Source organism: Rhizobium sp. YTU87027 (assembly GCF_050644135.1).
In the GTDB taxonomy this organism is placed as follows: Bacteria; Pseudomonadota; Alphaproteobacteria; order Rhizobiales; family Rhizobiaceae; genus Rhizobium.
Window position 1 is genome coordinate 1,211,243 of record NZ_CP098440.1, and the last position, 18,226, is coordinate 1,229,468.

General features: G+C 58.3%; 17 protein-coding genes, 2 tRNA genes and 1 pseudogene. 11 read left to right on the top strand and 9 right to left on the bottom strand.

Features of this window, described 5'->3' with window-relative positions:
* Positions 1–4 precede the first annotated feature (4 nt).
* The 3 genes from sseA to NBG89_RS06155 are packed head-to-tail and all read right to left on the bottom strand — an operon-like array spanning position 5 to position 2,676.
* Positions 5–874, bottom strand: coding sequence for a 3-mercaptopyruvate sulfurtransferase (gene sseA / locus NBG89_RS06145; protein WP_431322096.1), 870 nt, complete (start codon positions 872–874; stop codon positions 5–7).
* 17 nt (positions 875–891) lie between these two features.
* Entirely contained in the window at positions 892–1,629 is a 738-nt protein-coding gene (locus NBG89_RS06150) for an alanyl-tRNA editing protein (protein ID WP_431322097.1), read from the bottom strand.
* 6 nt (positions 1,630–1,635) lie between these two features.
* Positions 1,636–2,676: a cysteine synthase A gene (locus NBG89_RS06155; protein ID WP_431322098.1), complete on the bottom strand. Its 1,041-nt coding sequence runs from the start codon at positions 2,674–2,676 to the stop codon at positions 1,636–1,638.
* A 216-nt stretch (positions 2,677–2,892) separates the two neighbouring features.
* Here NBG89_RS06155 and NBG89_RS06160 point away from each other — a divergent pair, with 216 nt between their 5' ends.
* Together NBG89_RS06160 and NBG89_RS06165 are read left to right on the top strand one after the other, a co-directional pair.
* Positions 2,893–3,555, top strand: coding sequence for a ChrR family anti-sigma-E factor (locus tag NBG89_RS06160; protein ID WP_431322099.1), 663 nt, complete (start codon positions 2,893–2,895; stop codon positions 3,553–3,555).
* Positions 3,556–3,654: 99 nt separating this feature from the next.
* Positions 3,655–4,488, top strand: a complete 834-nt coding sequence (locus tag NBG89_RS06165; protein WP_431322100.1) for an SDR family NAD(P)-dependent oxidoreductase — start codon at positions 3,655–3,657, stop codon at positions 4,486–4,488.
* Positions 4,489–4,630: 142 nt separating this feature from the next.
* Here NBG89_RS06165 and NBG89_RS06170 read toward each other — a convergent pair.
* The 3 genes and pseudogenes from NBG89_RS06170 to NBG89_RS06180 form a co-directional block, all read right to left on the bottom strand.
* Positions 4,631–4,823 (bottom strand): annotated as a pseudogene (locus NBG89_RS06170) (SAM-dependent methyltransferase); the annotation flags it as partial.
* Positions 4,824–5,301: 478 nt separating this feature from the next.
* Positions 5,302–5,541: a hypothetical protein gene (locus NBG89_RS06175; RefSeq protein ID WP_088694768.1), complete on the bottom strand. Its 240-nt coding sequence runs from the start codon at positions 5,539–5,541 to the stop codon at positions 5,302–5,304.
* A 217-nt stretch (positions 5,542–5,758) separates the two neighbouring features.
* Positions 5,759–5,833 (bottom strand) — tRNA-Asn (locus NBG89_RS06180).
* A gap of 117 nt (positions 5,834–5,950) precedes the next feature.
* On the opposite strand from NBG89_RS06180, the gene NBG89_RS06185 reads away from it, so the two are divergent.
* Positions 5,951–6,250: a hypothetical protein gene (locus NBG89_RS06185; RefSeq protein ID WP_431322101.1), complete on the top strand. Its 300-nt coding sequence runs from the start codon at positions 5,951–5,953 to the stop codon at positions 6,248–6,250.
* On the opposite strand, the gene NBG89_RS06190 is transcribed toward NBG89_RS06185, so the two are convergent.
* Together NBG89_RS06190 and NBG89_RS06195 are read right to left on the bottom strand one after the other, a co-directional pair.
* The gene (locus NBG89_RS06190; protein WP_431322102.1) at positions 6,247–7,251 is read right to left on the bottom strand and encodes an inorganic phosphate transporter; all 1,005 of its coding nucleotides are present in this window, start codon (positions 7,249–7,251) and stop codon (positions 6,247–6,249) included. The genes NBG89_RS06185 and NBG89_RS06190 overlap by 4 nt on opposite strands.
* Positions 7,251–7,892, bottom strand: coding sequence for a DUF47 family protein (locus NBG89_RS06195; RefSeq protein ID WP_431322103.1), 642 nt, complete (start codon positions 7,890–7,892; stop codon positions 7,251–7,253). Before NBG89_RS06195 ends, NBG89_RS06190 begins: the two co-directional genes overlap by 1 nt.
* Before the next feature lie 198 nt (positions 7,893–8,090).
* Between NBG89_RS06195 and NBG89_RS06200 the strand changes: the two genes are divergently transcribed.
* The 3 genes from NBG89_RS06200 to NBG89_RS06210 all read left to right on the top strand — a co-directional run bounded on the left by NBG89_RS06200 (position 8,091) and on the right by NBG89_RS06210 (position 9,535).
* The gene (locus NBG89_RS06200) at positions 8,091–8,522 is read left to right on the top strand and encodes a BA14K family protein (protein ID WP_431322104.1); all 432 of its coding nucleotides are present in this window, start codon (positions 8,091–8,093) and stop codon (positions 8,520–8,522) included.
* Positions 8,523–8,648: 126 nt separating this feature from the next.
* Positions 8,649–8,722 (top strand) — tRNA-Cys (locus NBG89_RS06205).
* A 627-nt stretch (positions 8,723–9,349) separates the two neighbouring features.
* Positions 9,350–9,535, top strand: a complete 186-nt coding sequence (locus NBG89_RS06210; RefSeq protein WP_431322105.1) for a hypothetical protein — start codon at positions 9,350–9,352, stop codon at positions 9,533–9,535.
* 219 nt (positions 9,536–9,754) lie between these two features.
* Here NBG89_RS06210 and NBG89_RS06215 read toward each other — a convergent pair whose 3' ends face one another.
* A complete protein-coding gene (locus NBG89_RS06215) occupies positions 9,755–9,901 on the bottom strand; it encodes a hypothetical protein (RefSeq protein WP_189637253.1) in 147 nt (48 codons plus the stop codon).
* Between the two features lie 370 nt (positions 9,902–10,271).
* Here NBG89_RS06215 and NBG89_RS06220 point away from each other — a divergent pair, with 370 nt between their 5' ends.
* From NBG89_RS06220 to exoR, 5 genes are all read left to right on the top strand, one after another.
* Positions 10,272–10,937, top strand: a complete 666-nt coding sequence (locus NBG89_RS06220; protein WP_431322106.1) for a protein-L-isoaspartate O-methyltransferase family protein — start codon at positions 10,272–10,274, stop codon at positions 10,935–10,937.
* Positions 10,938–11,160: 223 nt separating this feature from the next.
* The gene (locus NBG89_RS06225; protein WP_431322107.1) at positions 11,161–12,039 is read left to right on the top strand and encodes a DUF2497 domain-containing protein; all 879 of its coding nucleotides are present in this window, start codon (positions 11,161–11,163) and stop codon (positions 12,037–12,039) included.
* Positions 12,040–12,157: 118 nt separating this feature from the next.
* A complete protein-coding gene (locus tag NBG89_RS06230) occupies positions 12,158–15,001 on the top strand; it encodes a valine--tRNA ligase (RefSeq protein WP_431322108.1) in 2,844 nt (947 codons plus the stop codon).
* Between the two features lie 402 nt (positions 15,002–15,403).
* Positions 15,404–16,678 (top strand): outer membrane protein transport protein, encoded by a 1,275-nt coding sequence (locus NBG89_RS06235; RefSeq protein WP_431322109.1) that lies wholly within the window; start codon positions 15,404–15,406, stop codon positions 16,676–16,678.
* Between the two features lie 709 nt (positions 16,679–17,387).
* Positions 17,388–18,191: an exopolysaccharide production regulator ExoR gene (gene exoR, locus NBG89_RS06240; protein WP_431322110.1), complete on the top strand. Its 804-nt coding sequence runs from the start codon at positions 17,388–17,390 to the stop codon at positions 18,189–18,191.
* Positions 18,192–18,226: the final 35 nt, after the last annotated feature.

Sequence of the window (18,226 nt, forward strand, 5' to 3'; positions counted from 1 at the left end):
CGCGTCAGGCTTTGATCGGTTCTGGTGGGCCAGTAACGACGGGCGTGTCTTCGCGGCCACCCCATTCGCTCCAGGAGCCGTCATAGAGCTTGTTGTCGGTGTGGCCGAGCGACTCCAGCGCCAGCGTAATGATTGCGGCAGTGATGCCGGAACCGCACGATGTGACGACGGGCTTCGAAAGATCTATCCCCGCGTTCTCGATCGTCTGTTTGAGCTCCGGCAGCGACTTGAAGCGACCCTGAGTGGCGAAGACGCCCGATGGCAGGTTCCGTGCACCAGGCATGTGGCCGGAGCGCATGCCTGCCCGCGGCTCGGGCTCGAGCGCTGCAAATCGGCCCGCACTTCTGGCGTCGGCGATCTGCAGCGCGCCGCTCGCAACAATGTCCCGCATTGTGTCAAGAGTGACGACTCTCGAGGCGTCATAGGTCGGCTTGAAAACCTTGGGGTCGTAGCGAGGCGCGCTTGTCTCAAGCGGGCGTCCCTCTGACTTCCACCCGTCGAGACCGCCGTCGAGTACGTATACCTGCCGCGCGCCCATCACGCGAAACAGCCACCAGACCCGTGGTGATGCGAACATCCCGATCCCGTCATAGACGACGATACGATCGTTTTCTCCGATCCCGAGCCTGCCAACCTCGGCTGCGAAAAGCTCGGGCGACGGGATGGTGTGCGGCAGCGGTACGGAGTGATCCGCAATCTTGTCCTGATCGAAACGGATGGCGCCTGGAATATGGCCGGCGGCGTACTCCGCGTCGGCATCGCGCTTCTGTGCCGGCAGATAGAAGGACGCGTCCAGGACGCGCAAATCCGCCTTGCCCAGTTCCGCCTGCAGCCAATCGGCCGAAACGACGAAACGGCTTTTTTCTTCGCTCATTCTGCTCTCCCTGGGCTTCAGGCTTCGTCGCCGGGAGCGCCGAAGCGAATTCGGAAGCGACGGTTCTCCTTGCCCTTCTTTTCGATCTTGGCAATGTGAATCTGACCGACTTCCTGAGTTTCGGAGACATGTGTGCCGCCACAAGGCTGACTGTCAATCGCCGAGTTCTCGCCGATGCAGACAAGGCTGACCCGGCCTAGCCCGATCGGCGGGCGAACATTCTTGGATTTGACGATGCCGGGATTGGCCGCCAGTTCTTCATCGGTGATCCACTGCAGGTAAACCGGGTGGTTCTGCCGTACCAGCTCCATGAGTTTTTCGGTGACGTCGTCCTTGTCGATCGTCTCTGTCATATCGAAGTCGACACGGCTCTCATCTTCCCCGACAGCCGCACCGGTGATCGGATAGGAGCAGACGACGGAGAGCAGGTGACAGGCGGTGTGCATTCGCATTAGCTTATAGCGGCGCGGCCAGTCGACGTGCAGCACCAGCTTTTCGCCGACGGCAGGCTGTTCCTGCCTCTCGATCGGCACATGCACGATGATGTCCTTGGTTGCTCCGTGCTTCGTCTGTCCGAGCGTGATCTTACTGCCGTCGGCGCGCTCGAGAAAGCCGGTATCGCCCGGCTGCCCGCCTGATGTTGCATAGAAGCAGGTCTGATCCAGCTCGATGCCCCCGTCGTCGTGAACGGCGGTTACCTCCGCCTCGCATGTCGAAAGATAGAAATCGTCACGATAGAGGGCATTGACGGGCATGGGGTCTCACGCTGCTGGTTCGTATGGGATCGGTATGTCTTGCGTCTTGGCGAGCCACGCCGGAATGGGCAGGCCCTTGGAGGTTAGGAAGTCAGGATTGAAGAGCTTGGACTGATAGCGGTTGCCGTAGTCGCAGAGGATCGTCACGATGGTATGGCCGGGGCCGAGTTCCTTGGCAAGGCGCACCGCGCCGGCGATGTTGATCGCCGTCGATCCACCCAGGCACAGACCTTCATGCTCGACGAGGTCGAAGAGGTAGGGCAGGGCTTCCGCATCCGAAATGCTATAGGCAAAATCGGGCGTGAAGCCTTCCAGGTTGGCCGTGATCCGGCCTTGACCGATTCCTTCGGTAATTGAGGAGCCGACCGACTTGAGTTCGCCGTTCTTGTAGAATTCGTAGAGCGCGGCACCATCAGGGTCCGCGATGCCGATCTTGATGTCCTTGCTGAACGCCTTGAGGCCGGCTGCCACCCCGGCAAGCGTCCCGCCCGAGCCGACCGAGCAGATGAAACCGTCCACGTTGCCGTTCGTATCGTTCCAGATTTCGCGGGCCGTTGTTTCGATATGGGCCTGCCGGTTGGCGACGTTGTCGAACTGGTTTGCCCAGATCGCGCCGTTCGGGTCAGTCTTCGCCAGCTGCTCGGCGAGCCTTCCGGACACCTTCACATAATTGTTCGGATTCTTGTAGGGAACGGCCGGCACCTCGACGAGCTCGGCACCGAGCAATTTCAGGGCGTCCTTCTTTTCCTGGCTTTGGGTTTCCGGGATGACGATGACGGTTCGATAGCCAAGCGCCTTCGCAACGACCGTCAGGCCGATGCCGGTATTGCCGGCAGTTCCCTCGACAATAACGCCGCCCGGCCTCAGCAAGCCCTTCTTCTCTGCATCGCGAATGATGTAGAGCGCCGCGCGATCCTTGACCGACTGGCCCGGATTGAGAAACTCCGCTTTGCCGAGAATAGTGCAGCCGGTCGCTTCCGACGCGCCCTTGAGCTTGATCAGGGGGGTGTTGCCGATTGCCTCTAGAACGGACGGATGGACGGTCATGGACTCTGCCTCTTTTGAACGCTTAGTTTAGGAACGGTCTTTTCCCTTCACAAGGCTAGGTTGGCAAGAAATGCTATTCCATCCCTTTGAGCGCAGCGATAAAATTAGACTTCATCGTGGTCGAGGGGCACTGAACCGGAGCCGTCTGCGCCCCTTGTGATCCGGAGATTGACTTTCAACGTACGGATGACAACAAAGCAATCTCTAAAAGCGGAAATGACCGAAACCGTCATGGTTCACGAGCATATCGACACGGTCGATGTACTGATGGCGCACTATGTCGCCGGATCTCTTCCTCAGCCGGCGCGAGTGCTGGTGGAATCGCATCTCGAAATGAAGCCGGATCATCGCTTGCTGGTGAGTGATCTCGAATTCCTGGCCGGCGAGGCTCTCGAGCAGATACCGGAGGCTGCGATCGGTGACCGCGCTACGCGGCTCGCGGCCGTCTTCTCCTCCGCGCTGCCCGCCGAAAACCACACAGCAACGAATCTGCGGATGGAAAAAGGTTTCTTCCCGAAAGCGATTCGCGATCTCGTCGGTTACGACTTGGACACTGTGCCCTGGAAAACGAAGCTTCCGGGCTTCAAGCAATACTCAACCGACATCGATGGCTGCGAAGTCAGCCTGATGTGGATCAAGGCTGGCCGCGCGCTGCCCGCGCACACTCATAAGGGTATGGAACTCACCTTGGTCCTGGATGGCGCATTCAGCGACAGCCGCGGCCATTTCGGACCCGGTGATATCTCGGTCGCCGACGAGAGTGTCGACCATCGACCGATTGCCGAAAGGGACCGTCCATGCGTCGCGTTTTCGGTCCTCGACGCGCCGATCAAACTGACAGGCTCCTTCCGCCAAATCATCGGCGACCTGATCGGCTGAAAGCAGCCACAATAGCGTGATATGCCTTGAATCCGGGAGATGGCGAGGAACTCCCGGACCTGTTTTGACGTTCAGAAAACAGCCCGGAGGATATGTGCCATGCAAGATTTCGTCGCTCGTCCTGAACATGGAGTAGCCTGGATTTCCGGCGCGAATTCGGGAATTGGGCGAGCCTTGGCACTGAAGCTTGCGGGGGACGGATATAAGGTGGCTGTCACCGCTCGCGATCATGAAAAGCTTGCCGAATTGCAGGCTGAGGCTTCCGATCTGTCCGGCAGCATCATCGTGCTCGATGGTGATGTCACCAATCCCGAGGACATGGAGCATGTGCTTGCTTCGATCGAATATGAGCACGGTGCGCTGGCATTAGCGATCTTCAACGCCGGCGTTTATTTGCCTATCCACGCGGAAGAGTTGAAGCTTTCAGATTTTGAGCGGAGCTTTGCTGTCAATCTGCAGGGTGTTGTGAATTGCCTTGTCCCGGCCGTAAGGCACATGAAGGAGAAGGGGCAGGGGCAAATCGCCATCGTCTCGTCGGTTTCAGGCTATGGCGGGCTGCCGACCGGTGCCGCTTACGGCGCTACGAAAGCCGCGTTGATTAACATGGCGGAGAGCCTGAAATTCGATCTCGACAAGATGGGCATCCGCATCCAGCTCATCAATCCTGGCTTCGTCGATACGCCTGCAACGAAGAGAAACCAATTTCACATGCCCTCGCTGGTCTCGGTCGAGGAGGCTGCCGAACAGATTTCGGCGGGACTAAAGTCTCAGCGTTTCGAGATTACTTTCCCGAAGCGTTTCACCTACATGATGAAGCTCGTCAATCTGCTGCCTTATAATCTCTATTTCTGGCTGGTGAATCGCTCGACCGGCTGGCGGGAGCGGCCGTTGGAAAAGCACGCACGGCCAGGTATGGCGCATCCGGCAGAGTAGCCGTTGCTGTCTGCGGCAGAGACGAGGCGGATGGCGGCCAGACAGGAGGTCATCTGTCAAACAGGCCGCCACCCGCTCTCGTCAGCTCCGCGATAAAGACGGCCTGGCGGACGTCTATGTTTTTAGCGCGGAAGCCTGCTCACAATAAACAGAATTCCAAGAGGCGTTCGAAGCGTTTATCAAAGCCCAATGGGCGAACACGCTCCTGTGCCGACCAAAAAGCGCTCGCGCCATTTCGGCCAGTGTACCAGCATAGTCTAACCTGAAATCGAAGTCTCTGGCCAGTGACAAATTCGCCTCCGGCCAAATTCGGCTAGGCGATCTCGCATCGGCATCTTGCTCCTGCAACGAAACAGGGGCTCGCGTGGATCAGACGTTTCGGCCGTCGTCGAGAATTTTCGAGAGGTTCCAGCGCAAGAGGAGGGCCGGTTATCCCGGCCCTTTTGGAGGCCAGCTATATCGGCCCGATCAGTTATCGTATTCATGGCAAACGTCACTGATTGATGCGCCACTCTCGCCGCCGGGGGGGGTATCAACGCCCGAATTTGCATGTGCCGCACCCGGCAATCCATGGCCTTTGGCTGGGGCGTGATGCGTTGGGTCAACCGGCGCGACAGTGATCGGGTGTGCCGTTATCGCCGCTCGTACAGTCGCCCGCGTAGGTGCTGGAGCTGGGATTTGTGGAGCCGCCATTGGTTGGGCCGAACGGCTGCAGGGTCTTGGTCGGCGAAGAGCAAGGTGCTGGTCTGTAGCGATACGCCTGAGAGTGGGGAAAGAGATCCTCATGGTTAGCCAGCCATGATCGAAAGATGCTCAGTTCGACGTCTGGCAATGCGTGGTGTCGTTCATTCGCTGGCAACGGGTCTGGAAATTGGTCAGCGGCTGCTGTTGTTTCTGTTGCTGCTGCTTCGCGTGGAGCAAGCCGGCTCTCACCGTTGCACTCCCCGCGGGAATTTCCGGCCGTCTGACATCGGTATCAGGAGTCGGACTGTGACAGCCGGCCAGCGCAGCGACCGCACATAGCGCCGCGGCCAGAAGGAACATGCGTTTCATTGCTATTGCCCCTCTCCAATTACCTGAGACACGCAATGCGTCGAACCTCAGGATACAATTGGGACGTGAAGAGTTCAAAGCGCTAAATCTGGGCAACACTACAGCGCACGGCCGTCGGCGCGAATATCCCAGGAGCCGATCGTTCGAAAGCAATTTCAAAAGTGGGGAAAGAAAACGCCTGCTTTTGGAATATCAACAAAAGCAGGCGCTTTGAAACTGGCTCCCCGGGCCGGATTCGAACCGGCGACCTGTCGATTAACAGTCGAATGCTCTACCGCTGAGCTACCAGGGATCACCGCTCGCCGCGGTGTGAGTGGCCTAATACAAATGCTTGCCCGATTTGCCAAGCGGTTTTTTCAAAAAAATGACATCCGCTTGTATTCGCTCTGTATAACCCCATCTCCTGTGGATGACTGAAGCACATGATACCACTGGAAAATCGGGCGCCAAGCGATTTGGCATCAATCACAACACCGGCCATCTCGTTCTAGGCTCCGTGAGCATTCCGTTTCCGCGGTCGCGCCTCGGCAGAATGACGATCGGCATTCTGCTGATCCTGGGTGGCGTTTTGGGATTCTTGCCCATTTTAGGCTTCTGGATGCTCCCGCTGGGATTCATCGTGCTGTCGCACGATTTGCATCTCGTTCGCCGGATGCGGCGGCGATTCTCTGTCTGGTGGAGCAAGAGGCGGAAACCGCCCCTTGATTAGCTGAACAAACCTGCGGTCCAATAAAACAGCGCCGAGATAAGCGCAGCCGCCGGAAGCGTGATTACCCAGGCAACGACGATGTTGCCTGCCAGGCCCCAACGGACTGCCGAGACGCGGCGTGCAGCACCCACCCCTACGATCGCACCGGTGATGGTGTGGGTCGTGGACACTGGAATCCCGAGCCATGTGGCTCCGAAGAGCGTCAGCGCGCCGCCGGTCTCCGCACAGAAACCCTGCATCGGGTTCAGTCGGGTGATCTTCGACCCCATGGTGTGAACGATTCGCCAGCCGCCGAAGAGTGTCCCAAGCGCCATGGCCGTCTGGCAGGAGAGCACGACCCAGAGCGGTACGTGGAAGCTTCCCCCGAGATAACCCTGCGAATAGAGGAGCACGGCAATGATGCCCATCGTCTTTTGCGCATCATTGCCGCCGTGGCCCAGCGAATAGAGGGAGGCGGATGCGAATTGCAGGACGCGGAATGTGCGGTCGACAGCGAAGGGTGTCTGTCGAACGAAAATCCAGGAGACGACAAGCACGAGGAAGAGCGCCAGCATGAACCCAATCAACGGCGACATGACGATCGCGCTCGCTGTCTTCAGCAATCCGCTCCACACGATTGAGCTGAAGCCGACTTTCGCGAGGCCGGCTCCCACCAGCCCGCCCACCAGCGCGTGCGAAGAACTGGACGGGATACCGAAGATCCAGGTGACGATGTTCCAGATGATCGCGCCCATCAGTGCCGCGAAGATAACCAGCGGCGTGATGATACTGGGATCGATGATGCCGGTTCCCAGGGTTTCGGCAACGTGGAGACCGAAGAACAGGAACGCAATGAAATTGAAGAAAGCTGCCCAGGCGACGGCATAGTGAGGTCGAAGCACGCGCGTCGAAACGATCGTTGCGATCGAATTCGCAGCATCGTGCAAGCCGTTCAGGAAGTCGAAAAACAGCGCAACCGCGATCAGGCCGGCTAGCAGTGGAAAGGCGAGAGTGGCGTCCATCAAACGTTCTCGATCACGATGCCGCTGATTTCGTTGGCAACGTCCTCGAAGCGATCGACGACTTTCTCGAGTTCGCCGTAGATTTCGCTGCCGATGATGTATGCCATTGCATTTGACGCGCCATAACGGAGAAAAAGCTCCTTCAGCCCATTGTCGTGCAGCTCATCGGAGCGTCCTTCGACGCGGGTGACTTCCTCGGCAATCGCCATCAATCGAGGGGCGTTGGCGTTGATGCGGTCGAGGAGGGGGATCGCTTCGGCGATGAGATGAGCGGCCTGCACGATGGCCGCCCCCATTTCTTGCATGCGGGGATCGAATTGGGTCTGCTCGAAGAGCCGAATCGTCTTGACGGTCTTGTGCATCATATCGATCGCGTCATCCATCGACTGGATCAGATCCTTGATATCGACACGGTCGAAAGGTGTGATGAAGCTTCGGCGAACCGCGAGTAGCACCTCGCGGGTGATCTCGTCGGCATCGTTTTCGAGTGCGACGATCCGATCGCAATGCCGCTCGGTGTCCTTGCCGGCAAGCAATTCGTTCAGCGCTTCCGCCGCCCCTACGATCGTCTGGGAATGCTGGGCAAAGAGGTCAAAGAACCGGTCTTCCCGTGGTAGAAGTTTGCGAAACCAGTTGAGCATTCAATCCATCCGTTTGAGAATTTTTAGAAGCCCGTCATAAATTGGCGGGACTTGCAATAAAAGTGTCACAATTGCACCGGCCAAGATTCTTTTCGGTCGCGCTTTGCAACGGGCGTGAGGGAACTTGAAACTTATCTGAGCGTTAAAGTTCTAAGCGTTTTCTGGCGCGAGACATGCAGGAAATGAGAAGGTGCTGGAATGAGGAAGCTTGCGGTACTGGTATTGGCAATTGCGACGGGCCTGTCCGGCATCGGACCGTCCTTCGCCGAAAATTCGGGTGACGAGCATTCACCTCAAAGCCGCGGTGAGTTTGGAGATTCCGGCGCCAGAAACAGCCGCAACTACGACCGCTGCAGCTTCTATCGTTGCGGTGGTTACCGGCATGGCCATTATGGTGGGCGTTACTATCATAATGATTACTATCGCCATTACGACAACGATGCCGGCGCACTGATCGGTGGCTTGGCGGCGGGCGCGATCATCGGCGGACTGATTGCTCAGCCACGGGCCTACCCGGTCGGCAATTCGCACGTCGATTGGTGTTACAGCCGTTACCGCTCCTATCGCGCATATGACAACACCTATCAGCCGTATTATGGCCCGCGGCGGCAGTGCTACTCACCATACTAATGGTTGATCATAGAAACCGGCGGGCATATCGATTGGAAATCCTGCCGGTTTTTTAATAACCCCCTTGCACTCAATTTCTATTCATTCTAAATGCCCGCCAACGCTTCGGTGAATGAAGCGCAGTGAGGCCTCGTGGCGGAGTGGTGACGCAGAGGACTGCAAATCCTTGTACCCCGGTTCAATTCCGGGCGAGGCCTCCATCTTAATTTTCTATCCGTAAGATATTGATTTGCAGTCGGATTTTGTGACTCGGCTGCGGTGACTGTCGCCAAGTCTTGTCGGGCGCCGGCGTCTTATTCCGGTTTTCAGGTTGCTGTTCAATCGCCAGCCGGCAGTAAGTCTCCTGCCGTTTCGATCCTGGGGAATTTATTTGCAGCGAGCTCGCCAACCCACTTACTCCAATCGGACTAGGACCTAGGTCCATCTGTGACAGCTCTTACAACGGAGCTATGTTCTTTTTGCTGGTCTGCCGGGGACAAGATAAGGCGTTGAAGGTATCGGACCCACTCCTTGATCAGCTCCATTTCGCTGCCCACGGCAGACAGGGCGGGGGTAAGTTTTCTGTCCCAGCAATGCTGAGGGGGCGGCCAAGTTGGTCGCCCCCTCCCGGATCATGATTACGTGATCTTGCCGAGCATCTTGGCGGTCGGGGCCGAACGCTTCTGGACGCCTTCCTTCCAAATTTAAGCTCCGACGACATTTTTCTCCACCGGCATAGTGAAAATCCGCAAGGTGTTAGATTTGGTGCATGCTTTCCATGACCAAATCGGCGATTGCTGGGTTTTCGATAGGGCGCTAAGGTTTACCCTCAATTCTGAGGAGCGCCTATGATGTCGGCGACCAAAATACCGCAACTGATCTTTGCCTTAAGTGTGGCGCGCGAGATGGCCGAGCGTGAACTCCACGCCGAGATGCTTGTCATGCTGATCGAGGAGGCCCTGAAAGAGGCGCAGGAAGAGGCGTTGCGCCACGGCATTCTCGTCGACATAGAAGAGGAAACCGAACTGCAGTAGCCTTCACCGGCAAACCGAGCGGCCCCGGCCGCGGCTGTTTTCGGCCCCGGCCGGGTTGTCGATCGGGGAGGGGCTGGGGAGGCTCCGGGATCGACCGCGACACGATATAGGTCCCATTCGACGGCCGCCATTGGTGCTTAAAGGTAGGTTTCGTCGTTTGTTCTTGCCTAAAAAGAACTTCTCAACGGTCCACTCGTCACCCACGCCGCGGCTTGCAGTTCAGTTGACCCTTTGCAGTGACGGCATTGGTGACACGCCGGTTGTCGCGACACTCGGGGCGCTGACTCTCACAAAGGGGATAAGGAGTATGATCGCCAGCAGCGCGCCGATGAAGAAGCCGCCCAGCACGAGTGGTTTGATTGCCATGTCACATCCGTCGAATCCCAAGGAAACGACACTATCGGGACAAAAACTGACATTGGCCTGAAGGCAGTTAGTTAGCTCGTTTCACGATCGAAAAGGCCGCAGCAGAAGATGCCGATCAGCGTTGCGATGATGAAGAAGTCGAACAATGAGAGATATTCGATGATGTTCAGCATGGCCTACTCCTCCTCTGTTCCTCCGGTTGCAATAATATCACAGCGCGCTCGTTTGTTCCACGAAGGGTGGCTGCGGGCCCGCATCGGGAATGCTCGCACCCCGAATTCTTGCCGCAGGCATTCGCGAAGCCTTGAAAGGCCAGTGTGCTGAGATTAAGAGACGTCCAGACAAAGCCGCTTCTACCGAGCGAGAGGACATGATGAATTTCGAATCAGCACGCGCAAACATGGTCGACAACCAGCTCCGCACGACGGACGTCACCTCGCATTCAGTGCTGACGGCCTTCCTCACGGTGCCGCGCGAGGCTTTCGTTCCAGAGAAGGCGAAGGCGCTTGCCTATATCGATCGTGACGTCGAAATCTGTCCGGCAGCGTCCGGCAAGCCGGCGCGTTATCTGATGCAGCCGTCGCCGCTTGCAAAGCTGCTCCAGCTTGCGGCGGTCACGAAGGATGATGTCGTACTCGAGATCGGTGCCGGTAGCGGCTACGTATCGGCTCTTTTTTCGCAGCTTGCCGGTACGGTGATCGCGGTTGAAGAGGACGAAACGCTTGCGGCGGAAGCCAAGATCAACCTTGCCGGCTACACAAACGTGTCTGTTGTCACTGGCCCGCTCAATGCCGGCAGCCCGTCAGGCGCTCCTTATGATCTCATTTTTGTCAGCGGTTCTGTCGAGGAGGTTGCTTCTTCCTTGCTGTCGCAGCTTCGTGACGGCGGCCGTCTGGTCACGGTACAGGGTTACGGCGGTTCGGCGCGTGCAAAGGTTTTTGTGAGCGAGCGCGGCACCATTTCCGAAAACGTCTACTTCAACGCCTCTGTTAAGCCGCTTCCTGGTTTTGCCAAGGCGCGCGAATTCGTGTTCTGATCGTAGCTGCGATCACTGACTTTCAACGGGCGCCCTTAGCGCCCGTTTTTCTTTTCCATCCATCGAATTTCGGGGTTGCCAGGCCAGCGTGCAGAAAGCTGTGCATGGCAGCATTCATTTGATTCGCGATGATTTTTTTCAATCATCGGCTATCCTAAGGTAGGGGTGATTCGGATGCCCATTCCACGCAATCCGGTCGTTTTTCGGAATAACGGGGATAGATATGGCTCAGCCAAGTGTAGCGCGTGAACCGTCAATGGAAGAGATTCTGGCATCGATCCGCCAGATCATCGAAAGCAATGACCCGGGTGCAGGCAGGGCGCTCTCCGCTTCGCTCCCGGCAGTTTATGGCGCCGATGAGGATGATCGCGACTCGGACATCCATTTGACGGTGGACGAGACTTACGCTGGCGTGGAATTCCCTGAAACAGTCCCTCAGCCCGATCCGCGTTTCGTTGCCGCCAATTCGGCAGGCTCGGCTCCTCTGCCGGAGGCGCAGCCGCGCGCCATGTCTCTGGCGGATGTCGCTGCGCGCGTCCGAGCAGCGTCGGAGCGGAACGCTGCCCAGTTGCAGCGCGAAGTGCCGCCGGCATTTCGGCAGGCCGCGGAACTGAGGACCGAGGCGCTGGAGACTGTTGGCGAGGTTCTGGTTTCTGCTCCAAGGGCTTCGCAACCTGCTGAAGCCGCTACGGCCCCCATTTCAGCTCCCGCGCCGAAAGTCGTCGCTGTGCGCCCGCCCGTGGAAGTACCGTTCGAAATGCCTCAGGCTATCGCCGTGGAGCCGCGATCCGCGATTGTCCAGGCGACAGAAGTTTCCGTTCCTGCCATTGCCGAGCCGATGGTGGAAGACACACCGCCGCGCCGCGTTGAGGATGAGCAGCAGCCGGCATTGCTCTCGCATGACGCGGGCCTTCAAGTCAGCCGTTCCTTTGAGGAGCTTGCTGCCGTCGTCGATGGCGCACAGCGTCGCTCGCTCGATGAGATCGCGGAAGATATGCTGCGCCCGATGCTGCGCGACTGGCTGGATGACAATCTGCCGACCCTGGTTGAGCGTCTCGTGCGCGAAGAGATCGAGCGCGTGGCGCGCGGCCCGCGCCGCTGATCGGAAACGTCTTTTCTCAAAAAGCCGCTCCGGTCTCCGGAGCGGCTTTTTTATTGACTTGCCCGAAGCCATCCTATTTACAACCCGCATCTAAGAACCTCCAGATTTTGGTCCCCAAATGCTCGACAAGACCTACGATTCCGCTGCCGTTGAACCGAAAATCGCTGCGAAATGGGATGAGGCGGACGCCTTCAGGGCGGGCGCAAATGCCAAGCCGGGCGCTGAGACCTTCACCATTGTCATCCCGCCGCCGAACGTGACCGGCTCGCTGCATATGGGCCACGCGCTGAACAACACGCTGCAGGACGTCATGGTCCGCTTCGAGCGCATGCGCGGCAAGGACGTTCTCTGGCAGCCAGGCATGGACCATGCCGGTATCGCCACCCAGATGGTTGTCGAGCGCAAGCTGATGGAACAGCAGCTGCCGGGCCGCCGCGACATGGGTCGCGAAGCCTTCATCGAGAAGGTCTGGGAATGGAAGGCGGAATCGGGCGGCCTTATCTTCAACCAGCTGAAACGCCTCGGCGCCTCCTGCGACTGGTCGCGAGAGCGCTTCACGATGGACGAAGGTCTCTCCGCTGCGGTTCTCGAAGTCTTCGTAAGCCTTTACAAGGAAGGCCTGATCTATCGCGATAAGCGCCTGGTCAACTGGGATCCGAAGCTCCTGACGGCGATCTCCGACATCGAGGTCGAGCAGCACGAGGTCAACGGAAATCTCTGGTATTTCCGCTATCCGCTAGAACCCGGCGTCACTTATCAGCATCCCGTTGCCTTCGACGACGAGGGCAAAGCGACTGAATGGGAAACGCGCGACTATATCGTCGTCGCCACCACCCGCCCGGAAACGATGCTCGGCGACACCGGCGTTGCGGTCAACCCGAAGGATGAGCGCTACAAGCCGCTCGTCGGCAAGCACGTCATCCTGCCGATCGTCGGCCGCCGCATTCCGATCGTTGCAGACGATTATCCGGATCCGACGGCCGGAACCGGCGCTGTCAAGATGACGCCAGCGCATGATTTCAACGACTTCGATGTCGGCAAGCGTGCCGGTCTTCGTGTTGTCAACGTGCTCACCGCCGATGCGCGGATCACGCTCAAGGACAACGAGGATTTCCTGGAAGGCATTCCGGACGCCGCAGCCCTGCATGGCGCCTGGGACGAACTCGAAGGCAAGGATCGCTTCGAGGCCCGCAGGATCATTGTCCGCATCTTCGAAGAGGGTGGCCTGCTCGACAAGGTCGAGCCGCACAAGCACATGGTTCCACACGGCGACCGTGGTGGTGTTCCGATCGAGCCGCGCCTGACGGAGCAATGGTACGTCGACGCCAAGACGCTCGCAGCGCCGGCGATCGCGTCGGTTCGCGAGGGCCGCACCAAGCTCGTTCCGCGCAGCTGGGACAAGACTTATTACGAGTGGATGGAAAACATTCAGCCGTGGTGCGTTTCCCGCCAGCTCTGGTGGGGCCATCAGATCCCGGCCTGGTATGGTCCCGATGGTCAGGTCTTTGTCGAAAAGACGGAAGAGGAAGCCCTGCAGGCAGCGATCCAGCACTATCTCTCGCACGAAGGCCCAATGAAGGCCTACGTCGAGGACCTGCTCGAGAATTTCAAGCCGGGTGAGATCCTGACGCGTGACGAAGACGTCCTCGACACATGGTTCTCGTCCGCGCTCTGGCCTTTCTCGACGCTCGGCTGGCCCGACAAGACGCCTGAACTGGAGCGTTACTACCCGACGAACGTTCTGGTCACCGGCTTCGACATCATTTTCTTCTGGGTTGCCCGCATGATGATGATGGGCCTGCACTTCATGAAGGATGAGGACGGCGTTCCGGTCGAGCCCTTCAACACGGTCTATGTTCATGCGCTGGTGCGCGACAAGAACGGCCAGAAGATGTCGAAGTCCAAGGGGAACGTCATCGATCCGCTTGAACTGATCGATGAGTATGGTGCTGACGCACTGCGCTTCACACTGGCGATCATGGCAGCGCAGGGCCGCGACGTGAAGCTCGATCCCGCACGTATCGCCGGCTACCGCAACTTCGGCACCAAGCTCTGGAACGCGACGCGCTTTGCCGAGATGAACGGCGCCAAGAGCGATCCGCACTTCGTGCCCGAAGCCGCCGAACTGACGATCAACCGCTGGATTCTGACGGAGCTTGCCCGCACGGAACGTGACGTAACGGAAGCCCTGGAATCCTACCGTTTCAACGATGCGGCGGGCGCGCTCTACCGCTTCGTCTGGAACCAGGTCTGCGACTGGTATCTCGAGCTGCTGAAGCCGGTCTTCAATGGCACGGACGAGGGCGCCAAGAAGGAAGCGCAGGCTTGCGCCGCCTATATCCTGGAGGAGATCTACAAGCTCCTGCATCCCTTCATGCCATTCATGACGGAAGAACTTTGGGCGCACACCGCAGGCGAGGGCCTCGAGCGCGACACGCTGATCTGCCATGCCGAGTGGCCGGCGCCGTCCTATGCCGATGATGCCGCGGCCGATGAAATTAATTGGCTGATCGATCTGGTTTCCGGCATCCGCTCCGTTCGCGCCGAAATGAACGTCCCGCCGTCAGCCGTCGCGCCGCTGGTTGTCGTCGGCGCCAATAGCCTGACGCGCGAGCGGCTTGTCCGGCATGACGCCGCGATCAAGCGTCTTGCCCGTGTCGACGCTATCTCACTGGCGAGCGAGGCGCCGAAGGGCGCTGCGCAGATCGTCGTTGCCGAAGCGACTGTCTGCCTGCCGCTCGGCACGCTGATCGATCTTTCGGCCGAGAAGGCGCGCCTTGAGAAGGCAATTGCCAAGGCCGATGGCGAGATCGCGCGCATCAATGGCAAGCTGTCGAACGAGAAGTTCGTCGCCAATGCCAATCCTGAGGTAGTCGCTGCCGAGCGCGATCGACTGGAGGAATTGCAAGGCCAGACCGCCAGCCTGCGGGTTGCACTGGCGCGTGTATCCGAGGCCGGCTGAATCCAACGCCTGGTAGTATGAAATTTTAAGGCGTCCGATGTCGAATCGGGCGCCTTTTTGTTGACGTCCAACGCGACGCGTCGAATTCCCTCTCGGATTCACCCATATCCACAGCGCCTTGCCTTGATTCCACACGGTTTCCGGCCGCCGCTGGCGAAAAATATGAGTGTTGTTTCCGTGTTACACGACTGAGCTAGTGTGGAATGGTCACCCTCAAAGGGTGGGTAATTTTACCGATAGTAGAATTTTATTCCACATTTTGGAAATATTGACGTGCCCGTCAATATTTTACGTAAAACATCCGTTAGCTCAGTTTCCAATCACGCACCGCCACAAAGTTGCCATTTATCGGCATCGCCTGCACAGTCCGGCCGTTGCAATTGCCTGAGTGGGGGAGACACCTTGGCATCTCGTATGACTTCTGCCGGCGTTCTATCGCTTGCCCTATTTTCAACGCTGGCGCAGCCGTCCTTCGCGGGCGGCCTTGATCGCGGTGGCTACAATATCGATCTGCTGTTTGATCAGTCGCGTTTTTCAGCGCAGGCGGCCGTGATCTACGTCATGCCGCAGCGTGAACTCAAGAATGTGAGGGACACGAACACGTCAGCACTCACGGGGGGCGGAAACCTCAATAGCAGGTCGCACTCAGCGGATGAGACGGAGAATTACGCAGTCCCGTATCTTGGTTTCAAGGTCGGATACGAGGATGTGGACTGCCTCTTCGACTATTCGGAGCCCTTCGGCGCGCATACCAACCCGGGTATCAACTGGGCGGGCGCCAACAACAACATCGAAACGAAAATCGAAACACACAACTATGCGACCACGTGCTCGTACAAGTTTGATGTCGGCCCTGGCCAGCTTCGCTTGATTGGCGGCGCTTTCTATCAAGAGGTGGAAGGCTTTAAAGAGCGTTTGGTAAGTACCCTGCCTATCGCGCTTGGCACTGGAACCGGCGTCGGTCGGTTGGATCTCGAGGACAACGGCTGGGGATGGCGGACTGGTATAGCTTATGAAATCCCGGAATACGGGGTGCGTACCAGCTTGGTCTACAACAGCCGCGTGAAGTACGACAGCCTGAGCGGCACGGTTGACCTGACGCAGGTCCGGGCGCCATTCGCGCCCCTGAATGCTGCTCCTTATGGCCGCGTCACAAATGTCTTCGGCGCGGCAGAAGCTCCGGACTCGTTGGAGTTAAAGGTCCAAAGCGGAATTGCGCCAGATTGGTTGGCATTTGGGTCCGTGAAGTGGACTAACTGGAGCGTCCTCCAGTCGATTCCGCTCTGCCCAGTTGCCACAAAGGGGAGGGCTTGTACTTCAACCAGCTCGACCAAGCTGACGTCGCTTGACCTGCTCTATCAGGACGGCTGGACCGTTACAGGTGGCATCGGTCACAAGTTCAATGAGCAGTGGACCGGTGCTGTCAGCTTGACCTGGGATCGCGGCACGAGCCACGGCTACGGCTCTCAGACGGACAGCTGGACGGTTGGGGTCGGCGCTGCCTATAGCCCGACCGACAACATTGAATGGCGTGTTGCCGGCGCGCTCGGCGTGCTGACAAGCGGTTCGTCCGGTGTGCTCGTACAAGATGGTGTCACCTATGGAAATGACGTCTCTTACGACTTCGGCAACGATCTTGTGGCTGCCGTTTCGACCAGCATCAAGGTGAAATTCTAAGTTTCAAAGACGAGCCTCAGATCAGCCCGGCAAAACCGCCGGGCTTTTCTTTATGTACACCTCGTTAAGCATGGGGTTTCCGCGTCTCATTTTGTGACGATTCAGCAACAGTTTTTTACCAGCATTTGAGTAAGATGATCTCGGGGCCAAATTGTCCATTTCCCGCCACAAACTAGGCGCAGCGCTATAGGCGGGCGAGGGAATGACAGGCATAGGGTGCGCGTAAAAGAGTACGATGAGCGAGTTCGTAACGGGTACAAACAGGATCGGTGAAGCTTCCGGCAAAGATGCCGTTGTCCGCGCCAGTTTCCTTTTCCCGCAAGGCGATTCCGCCTCAGAAGTTCGCTCTGACGTTGCGCTTCCAAGCTTCTCTTTCTTCTCGTGTTCAGATCGATCGGCGTCATTGGAATCGGCTTCCAGTAACATCGACACAGGTTTGGTCACAATTGGTGATTACCTTTTTTTTGACGGCGGAAAGGCGAATAGCTGGGCCCGCGGGAGTGAGGCAGATGGCATCGCGGACGGGCCGCGCCGGACAGCGGGCGGACAGGGGCGATGTACTTGGAATTGAGGCTCTCGATGGAGGGCGAAAGGCTGGATGCGACGCGGGCAAGGGGGCCTTTGAGCCCACCGCGGGATCGCTCGCCGGGAGGAATGCATCCGCGGATCGAAAGTCTGCGCTGATGGGAAGCGAAAGAAACCGAGTGAAATGCTGACGTCCGAGTCCAGACCCTTCAGACTGCTGCTCATGGGGCTTTCCATTGCCTGTTGCGCGGCAATTGCATCGCCAGCAAGCGCATTCGACATCAAGTCAGGCGTTTCGAAGGAGTCCGGTCCCTTCGACCTCTTCAAGTTTGGATTCAAGGCCTACAAGAACGGTCAGAAGGAAGAAGCGGTCGAAGCTTATAAATACGCGGCCGAGAAGGGGCATACGGGTTCACGCTGGGCGCTCGCCAACATGTATGCCGACGGCGATGGCGTCGCGCAGGATGACTTCGAAGCCTTCAAGATCTACAGCGAGATTGCGCAGCAGGGCGTCGAGCCCGGCTCCGAAGATACCGGCTTCTTCGTCAACGCGCTTCTGTCGCTTGCCAACTATTACAAGCACGGCATTCCCGGCAGCCCTGTTAAGACTGATCTCAGCCAGGCGCGTCAGCTCTACTTCCAGGTTGCATCCACATTCGGTGTACCCGAGGCCCAGTTCCAGCTGGCGCAGATGATGCTGGCGGGCGAAGGCGGCAGCACCAGTGCACAGCAGGCGAAGAAGTGGCTCAACCAGGCCCGCAAGAGCGGCCATCCCGGCGCTATGGCGGTCTTCGGCAATATCCTTTTCCAGGAAGGGCAGGCGGCCAACGGGCTTGCGCTGATGACCGCCGCTCTCGACCGTTGCAAGCCGAAGGACTGTGGCTGGATGGAGTCACTGCAGGAACAGGCCTTCTCCGTTGCGACCGAAAGCGACCGCCGCTCGGCTGTCGCGCTTTCTCATAAAATCGGCGTCAACGGCGCCGATTAATGCCGCGCGAACGGCGAGCCCGCGCAAGTGATCTG